Source organism: Kitasatospora sp. NPDC023176, from assembly GCF_055560495.1.
Genome location: NZ_JBVHIP010000076.1, coordinates 1 through 7,940, shown reverse-complemented (window position 1 = coordinate 7,940; position 7,940 = coordinate 1). Strand labels below are relative to the sequence as shown.

General features: G+C 70.8%; 6 protein-coding genes. All 6 read left to right on the top strand.

Annotation, left to right across the window (positions count from 1 at the left end; all coding sequences use genetic code 11):
• Window positions 1-144 precede the first annotated feature (144 nt).
• A complete protein-coding gene (cas3, locus tag ACZ3YL_RS42140; protein ID WP_465663125.1) occupies window positions 145-3,033 on the top strand; it encodes a CRISPR-associated helicase Cas3' in 2,889 nt (962 codons plus the stop codon).
• A 226-nt stretch (window positions 3,034-3,259) separates the two neighbouring features.
• Window positions 3,260-4,987: a type I-E CRISPR-associated protein Cse1/CasA gene (gene casA / locus ACZ3YL_RS42135; protein WP_465663123.1), complete on the top strand. Its 1,728-nt coding sequence runs from the start codon at window positions 3,260-3,262 to the stop codon at window positions 4,985-4,987.
• Entirely contained in the window at window positions 4,977-5,588 is a 612-nt protein-coding gene (casB, locus tag ACZ3YL_RS42130) for a type I-E CRISPR-associated protein Cse2/CasB (protein ID WP_465663121.1), read from the top strand. The genes casA and casB overlap by 11 nt, the downstream gene beginning before the upstream one ends.
• 70 nt (window positions 5,589-5,658) lie before the next feature.
• Window positions 5,659-6,798 carry a type I-E CRISPR-associated protein Cas7/Cse4/CasC gene (cas7e, locus tag ACZ3YL_RS42125; RefSeq protein WP_465663119.1) on the top strand — a complete coding sequence of 380 codons (1,140 nt, stop codon included), beginning with the start codon at window positions 5,659-5,661 and terminating at the stop codon, window positions 6,796-6,798.
• Window positions 6,798-7,658 carry a type I-E CRISPR-associated protein Cas5/CasD gene (gene cas5e / locus ACZ3YL_RS42120; protein WP_465663118.1) on the top strand — a complete coding sequence of 287 codons (861 nt, stop codon included), beginning with the start codon at window positions 6,798-6,800 and terminating at the stop codon, window positions 7,656-7,658. The genes cas7e and cas5e overlap by 1 nt, the downstream gene beginning before the upstream one ends.
• A gap of 4 nt (window positions 7,659-7,662) precedes the next feature.
• A partial coding sequence (locus ACZ3YL_RS42115) for a type I-E CRISPR-associated protein Cas6/Cse3/CasE (protein ID WP_465663116.1) occupies window positions 7,663-7,940 on the top strand: 278 nt, incomplete at its 3' end.

The window sequence follows — 7,940 nt, the reverse complement described above, 5'->3', positions numbered from 1 at the left end:
CGGCAGCCGGACAGAACAACTCGAGGACAGCCCAGCAGGGCGTCAGTCAGTGGCAGAGCCACGACCACCGGAACCTGAGTATCAGCATCAATGTCAGTGGTGGGTTCTATCCTCCGCAGCGTACTCGTACGTGGAGGTTGGGGCATGGTCGAGGACCGTTGGCACGGGTATCCGTCCGAGGTCAGGGGCTGGCTGGGTGCGTTGTGGGGCAAGTCCGCGGGGCGGGCCGGTGGGACGGTCAACCTTCTGCTGTCACACATGCTGGATACCGCCGCGGTGGCCGAGGTCATCTGGGACCGTTACCTGCCGCTGGTGACGCGGCGGCGGCTGGACGCTGTGGCCGGCGGCGAGTGGAAGGGGCGGCGTCTGTTCGCGTGGTTGTGCGGGATCCATGATCTCGGCAAGGCCACTCCGGCGTTCGCGCATCTCGATGCGGAAGGCGCGGATGCTGTTCGCGGGTCGGGGCTGTCGTGGGACAAGTACGCGGTGAATGCGACGGCCTGGCGGCATGACAAGGCCGGTGGCCGGATCCTGCGGGTGCTGCTGGCGGAGGCTGGCTGGGCGGAGGGGCAGGTCGACTGGGTGTGGCCGCTGGTCGCCGGTCACCACGGGTTGTTCCCCACGTTGGGGCAGCTTCCCCCGAAGAAGGCGGACCTGCAGGGGAAGGGGCCGTCCTGGAAGCTGGCGCAGTCGGCACTGGTGGAGGTGTTCTCCCGGGAACTCGGCTACGAAGGTGAGCGGCCGCTTGCCGGTGCGGAGCCCGTGCTGGTGCCGAGCCGTGCGGTGCAGCTCCAGTTAGCGGGCTTCGTGGTGATGGCGGACTGGATCGCCAGCGACGAGGCGCACTTCCAGGGCGAGCCCGATCTGGCGAGGGTCACGATGCCCCGGGCGCGGCAGCGGGTGGCGGACGCGTGGTCCGCGCTCGGCCTGCGCGGCGGGTGGGGCGCTTTGGCCATGCCCGGGCCGGAGACGTTCCGGGACCGCTTCGGCCACGGGCCGAGGCCCTCGCAGGAGTTGGTCCTGGACGTGGTGCGGCGGATGGGCGGGCCGGGGCTGGTGGTCGTCGAGGCGCCGATGGGGGAGGGGAAGACCAAGGCGGCGCTGGCGGCGGCCGAGGTGATGGCCGCGCGTTACGGCGCGGACGGGGTGTTCCTGGGGATGCCGACCCAGGCGACGGCGGACCCGATGTTCACTCAGCTCCGGTCGTGGCTGCGCAATGTCGATGAGGGGCTTGAGGACCAGGTCGTCCTGTTGCACGGCAAGCGGATGTTCAACAAGGAGTGGCGCGCCCTGCTGGAGGGCGCGGGGGAGTGGGGGCAGAACGCCGATGCCCGCTTCGCGTCGGTGGACGCGTTCGGAATGCGGGATGACTGCTTCGACGGCTGCGAGGCCGGGGAGCGCGGGGCGCCCGCCGAGTGGTTCCTCGGCCGTCGCCGTGGTCTGCTGAGCCCGTTCGCGGTCGGCACCATCGACCAGCTCCTCTACGCGGCGACCCGTACCAAGCACGTGATGCTGCGCATGGCTGGCCTCGTGGGCAAGGTGGTGATCCTCGACGAGGTCCACGCCGCCGACGTCTACATGTCGCAGTTCCTGCTGGAGGGTCTGTGGTGGCTCGGGCAGGCCGGGGTGCCGGTGGTGCTGCTGTCGGCGACCCTGCCGCCGGAGCAGCGGCGCCGCTTGGTCGCGGCTTACCTGGCCGGAACGCAGTCGGCTGAGCCTTCGGAGGTGCTGGAGGTTCCCGAGCCGCAGGGCTATCCGAGCGTGACGGCGGCCTGGTCGGGACAGGGCGGCGGGCCGAAGCTGCTGGTCGAGAGCACCGGGTCCTGGCGCGATGACCTCCAGGTGCGGGTCGAGGTGCTCGACGAGCTACCAGCGCAGACCGATTGCCGGACCTCCCCGGAGGATGCCGGTCAGGCGGACGGGGTCGTCGTCGACTACCTGAAGGAGCGCCTGGTCGACGGCGGGTGCGTCCTGGTGATCCGTAACACCGTGGCCCGCGCCCAGTCCACGTTCGAGGCACTGCGCGAGGAATTCGGCACCGACGTCCACCTCCTGCACGGGCGGCTGCACGCAGGCCACCGGGCTGACCGCACCCAGGAGGTCCTGAAGCTCCTCGGACCGCCCTCCGAAGGGTCCGGGCGCCCCGAGCGACTCATCGTCGTCGCCACTCAGCTCGCGGAGCAGTCCTTCGACGTCGACGCTGACCTTCTGATCACCGACCTTGCGCCCATGGACCTGCTCCTCCAGCGCATCGGACGCCTCCACCGCCACGATGGAGTCAAGCGCCCCCGTCTCCTGTCGAGGCCCACCGTCGCCGTCACCGGCATCCACCTCGACGATGACCGCGCGCCGCACATCCTGCGCTCCTCCGAACGAATCTACGGCCGCTACCTCCTGCTGCGCTCCGCCGCCGAGGTCGGTCGGGCAGCGACGGCCGACGAAGGCACCTGGGCCATCCCCGGCCAGGTGCCGGATCTGGTCGCCCGGGTGTATGGCGCCGAGCCCATTGTCCCGGCGGCGTGGAGCGAGGCCGAGGCGCAGGCGCGGCAGGACTGGGAGATGCGGCAGGCCGAGCGTCGCGCGCAAGCGTCCCAGTACGTGCTGACCCGGGCCGGCGAGCACGGCGCGCCAACCCTGGAAGGCCTGCACTTCGGAGCTCACAGCAGGCTGGCAGAGGGGCAGTTCGAGGCGCTCGTGCGAGACGGGGGCCGGAGTGTGGAAGTCGTCCTGGTACGCCGTACCGGGGATGAGGAGGTCCGCGCGGTGACAGGCCGCAAGCTCGGGCCGAACGGCGAGGTGGCGGCCGAGGTGCTGGACGACGTGCTCTCGGGGACGGTGCGTCTTCCGGCCGGGCTGAGCGCGGTGGCCGAGGAGGGGCTCGGTCCGCTGGCGGGCTGGCGTGACCATCCATGGCTGCGGTACAGCCTGGCCCTCGAACTCGACGAGCACGGTGCCGCGGTCCTCGGCGACTACCACCTGCGCTACGACGACCTTCTCGGCCTCGTGGTGAGCGGAGGACGCCGGTACGGATGACGGCGAGGTGGTGGGCCGGGGAGTTGCCGACCCACCACCTCAACCCCGCGACCGCGGGGCCGACTTGCAGCCGAACCCGGCTCGCAAACAGGGCCAGGGGCCATCCCCGCACCGGCAGTCTGCGGGGCCGAGGGGCAATTCAAGCATTCGTCCCACAACGGGCCCCCGGCGATGCCACGATGAACCCGAACCACGCCCTAAACAGGGCTAGTTGGGAGAACAGCACGTGCCTGGGTACAACCTTGCCGAAAAACCGTGGCTGACGGCACGGCCCGTCGACGGCGGGCCGCCCGTGACGCTGGGGATCGCCGAGGCACTGGCCCGGGCCCACGAGCTCGAAGGCCTCGTCGTCGAGTTCTCCACCCAGCTCCCGGCCGTGCTGCGCCAGGTCCTGCTGCCGGTTGTCGCCGACGCCACCGGTGCGCCTCAGACGCTCCGGGCAAAGGGCGAGCGGTTCACGCAGGGGAGGTTCACGCCGACTGAGCTCTGCAGCCTCGAGGCCTATCTCGACAAGCACCGCGCGAAGTTCGACCTGTTCGATCCAGTTACCCCGTTCGGACAGGTGGCCGGGCTGCGGACCGCGAAGGACGAGACCAAGGGCTCCGCCGCCCTCGTGGCCACCGCCGCCAGCGGCAACAACGTCCCGCTGTTCGCCACCCGGACCGACGCCGATCCGCTCGACCTGACTCCGGCCCAGGCCGCCCACTGGCTTGTCCACGCCCACTGCTGGGACACCGCGGCGATCAAGACCGGCGTCGTCGGCGACCCCCAGGTAAAGGCAGGCAAGACCACAGGGAACCCCACCGGCCCGCTCGGCCAGCTCGGCGTCATCGTCCCCACCGGGCGCACCCTGTACGAGACTCTCCTGCTGAACCTCCCGGTCACCCCACCGGGGCGCCTCGGCAGTCCGCAGTGGCTGCGGGGCCCGCATGGCCCCGAGTGGAAGCCGCGAGCGGCCGAGGGCCTCCTCGACCTGTGGACCTGGCAGGCTCGGCGGATCCGACTCATCCCGCACCAGGACGAGGCCAGCGAGCTGAAAGTCGCCCGGGTGGTCATCAGTGCCGGTGACCGGCTCACGCCCATGTCCGAGCTGGAGCCGCACACCGCCTGGACCTTCACGGCCCCCGCCAAGAAGTCCGCGTCGGTCCTGCCGGAGCGCAGACCACGCCGCCACACCCAGGGCAAGGCCGCCTGGCGTGGACTGGACGCCCTCCTCGCCCCGACACGCCAGAGCACCGACGGCTTCGAGACCAGCATCCTGCTCGACGAGGCCAGCGCCCTGCAGGAGACCAGAAGTCTCGACGCCGACTACCAGCTGCAGGTCGAAACCTTCGGCATGGTCTACGGCACCCAGTCCGCCATCGTCGAGGACGTCATCCACGACACCATCCCCCTGCCACTGCTCGCCCTCCACCAGGACAGCGAAGCCCACGAGCTCCTCCTCGACGTCGCCGAACAGGCGGAACGCCTCGCGAAAGCCGTCAACAACCTCTCCGCCGACCTGCGCCGGGCCGCCGGCACCGACCCCATCCCCTGGGACAAGGGCCAGCGCCCCGGCGAACTCCTTCTTCATACCCTCGACCCCCAGGTGCGCCGCCTACTCACTGGCGTGCGCGACGACGGCACCGACGAGGACGTCCTGGACCAGGGCCGACTCGCCTGGGAGCAAGTCGCCCACCGCCTCGCCTGGGAAGTGGCGAACTCGCTCCTGCTGGCCGCACCCGCCACCACGTTCGGCGGCCGCACCCTCGACCAGCCCGGCAAAGCGGGCAAGACGCAGACCTACCGGCTCGGCACGGCCGGCGCCAACTTCCGGCAAAAGGTCAACGAGATCCTCCCCCGCCACGCCGACGCCCTTCGGCAAGCGGCCGCCGCCAAGGCGGCCGAGACCGGACCCACCCCCGACTCCGGCCCCGATTCCGACCCTGCCCCTGGAGCGGACTTTGACTACTGAATACACCACCGCCGCCAAGCGACGCCGGTACTGGGACGACTTCACCGCCCCCGACCACACCTGGCGCATCGACCCCCGCACCAAGCAGCCGCGCAGGCCGCCCGGAGAGGACCTCGCGGCCCTGCGCTCCGGCCTGGGCCGCCCTGTCATGGACAGCCCCAAGATGTGGCCCCTCTACAGCTGCGAGATCAACGATGCACTCGCGCTGCGCGACGAGGTCTCCGACGAGCAGAAGGCCGAGCACGCAGCCCTGGCCCTCTACGGCCTCCACCAGCAGAGCCAGTCCAAGCCAATGCACCGCCGCAGCATCAAACTCGGCGAAGCCCTTCGTACCCTGCGCCGCAGCGGCAAGTTCAGCGAAGAAGCCCTCGACACCCGGGTCGCCCAACTCGCCGGCGCCACCAGCGTGCCGGCGCTGCTGGTCCACCTACGCGGCCTGATCACCCAACTGCGCACCATCGGGCAGCCGCTGGACTACAACCATCTGATGGCCGACATCCAGGCCTGGCACAGCGCGGACCGACGCCCGCAGATCCGGCTCAAGTGGGCCGTCGGCTACCAGGCCTGGAAGGAGAAGGACAAAAGCCCCACCGAAGGCTGAGATCGCCCCGGCAACCAGCCACACCGGGTACCACCACGATCACCGGACCACCCTCTTCGAGGAGTAGCGCATGACCGACCGCCTCTACATCGACGTGCACATCCTGCAGACCGTCCCGCCGGCCAACCTCAACCGGGACGACAACGGCAACCCGAAGGAGGCCTACTTCGGGGGCAAGCGCCGCTCCCGCGTCTCCTCCCAGGCCTGGAAGCGTGCCACCCGCATCCACTTCGCCGAGAGCCGCGACCCGCAGGACCTGGCTACCCGCACCAAGCGGATCGCCGCCCAGCTCGCCAAAGGCATCGCCGAACGCACTGGCATCGACACCGAGGACGCGCGGCGGATCGGTGACGCTCTGATCAAGTCGACCGAGATCTCCGCGGGCAAGAAGGGCGGCGACACCGCCTACCTCCTCTTCTACGGGCGCCGCCAGCTGGACGGCATCGTCGACCTGGTCGCCGACACCGCCTCAGACCTCGCCGCCCTCGACGCCAAGGGCCTCGAGGAGGCCGTCAAGGCACTGCCCGTCAAGGAGCAGCTTCAGACTGGTCACCCGGCGGACGTCGCCCTGTTCGGGCGGATGGTCGCCGACATTCCCGGGCTGAACGTGGATGCCGCCACTCAGGTCGCCCACGCGATCTCCACGCACGCCGCTGAGCTCGAGTTCGACTACTACACGGCCGTGGACGACGAGAACACCGTGGAGGAGACCGGTGCCGGCATGATCGGCACCATCGGCTTCAACTCCGCCACTCTCTACCGCTACGCCACCGTCGGCCTGCACCAGCTACGCGGCAACCTCGGCGACGACAAGGCCGCCGTCGACGCCGTCGACCTCTTCGTCGACTCTTTCGCCCGCTCCATGCCGACCGGCTACGGCAATTCCTTCGCCCACCGCACCCGCCCCAGCCTGGTCGCTGTCGTGGTCCGCGCCGACCAGCCGGTCAACCTCGTCTCCGCGTACGAGAACCCCGTTCCGGCGAGCCGCGGCATCGTCGCCGAGTCCGCGCGCCGCCTCGCGAGGGAGTTCGCTACCGCCACCGACCAGTGGGGCGACACCCCGCTGTATGCCGGGGTCTGCCACACCCTCACCGAGGACACCGACGAGACCGGCCAGCGGCTGACGGAGGCCTTCGGCACCAACCGCACCTTCGCCGACCTGCGCGAGGGCCTGCGCACCGTTCTCACCGAGCGGGTGAACGACAACTGATGCCCGCCGACCCCACCACCGTGCCGGACCCGGCCGGCGACGCCCAGGAGCAGGCGGTCCTCGTCCTGCGCCTGGCCGCGCCGCTGCAGTCCTGGGGCAGGCGCAGCGCATTCAACCGCCGCGACACCTCGCCGCAGCCGACCAAGTCCGGCGTCCTCGGGCTGCTCGCCGCTGCCGCGGGTCGCCCGCGCGAGGCGGACATTACCGATCTGGTCGGCCTGCGCCTGGGGGTCCGTGTCGACCAGCCGGGTACGCTGCTGCGCGATTACCACACCGTCAGTGACTACCGGGGTCGCCCGCTGCCGCAGGCCGGCGTCAACGCCAAGGGCGTCCAGAAGCCGACTTCCCCGGTCAAGGACACCCACGTCACCCACCGCTACTTCCTGCAGGACGCGGTGTTCGTCGCTGCGGTCCAGGGCCCGGTCGCCCTCGTGAGCACGCTCGCCGAGGCGATCCGGCGTCCCGCCTTCCCGCTCGCCCTCGGCCGTCGCTCCTGTGTCCCCACCCAGCCGATCATCCTCGGCGGAGTGCGCGAGGCCGGCCTGGAGGGCGTTCTGGCCGAGGAGCCCTGGCAGGCGGGTGACGCAGTGAAGAACGCCTACCGCCGACGGGCCCGGCGCGGTCCGGAGCCGTTCTCCCCTCACCGGATCGATCTCGCCGCGACCTTCGACGACCCCGTCGGCGAGGACAGCCTGCAGGACGTGCCGCGCTCCTTCGCGCCCCGCGAACGGGGCTTCTCCAGCCGGCGGATCCGCCACGCCTGGCTCAGCGTCCCCACCGGTCTGGACCCGACCGCCGCCATCACGCAGCCGGCCACGGAGGCCGGCGGCCACGACCCGTTCGCCCTGCTGGGCTGGTGAACCGATGACCTACCTCTCCCGCGTCCGCATCAACCCCCTGCGCGCAGCCAGCCGCAATCTGCTCGCCAACCCCCGCGCCCTGCACGGCGCCGTCCTGGCCGGAATCCCCGACACCGCCCCTGGCGACCGGATCCTGTGGCGCCTGGACGCCGACCACCCGCGCCGCCCCGTGCTGCTGGTCCTCACTCCCTCCAAGCCCGACTGGACCCACATCGTCGAACAGGCCGGATGGCCCGACGCCGAAGGCGAGCACTACGCGATCCGCGACTACAGCCCGCTGCT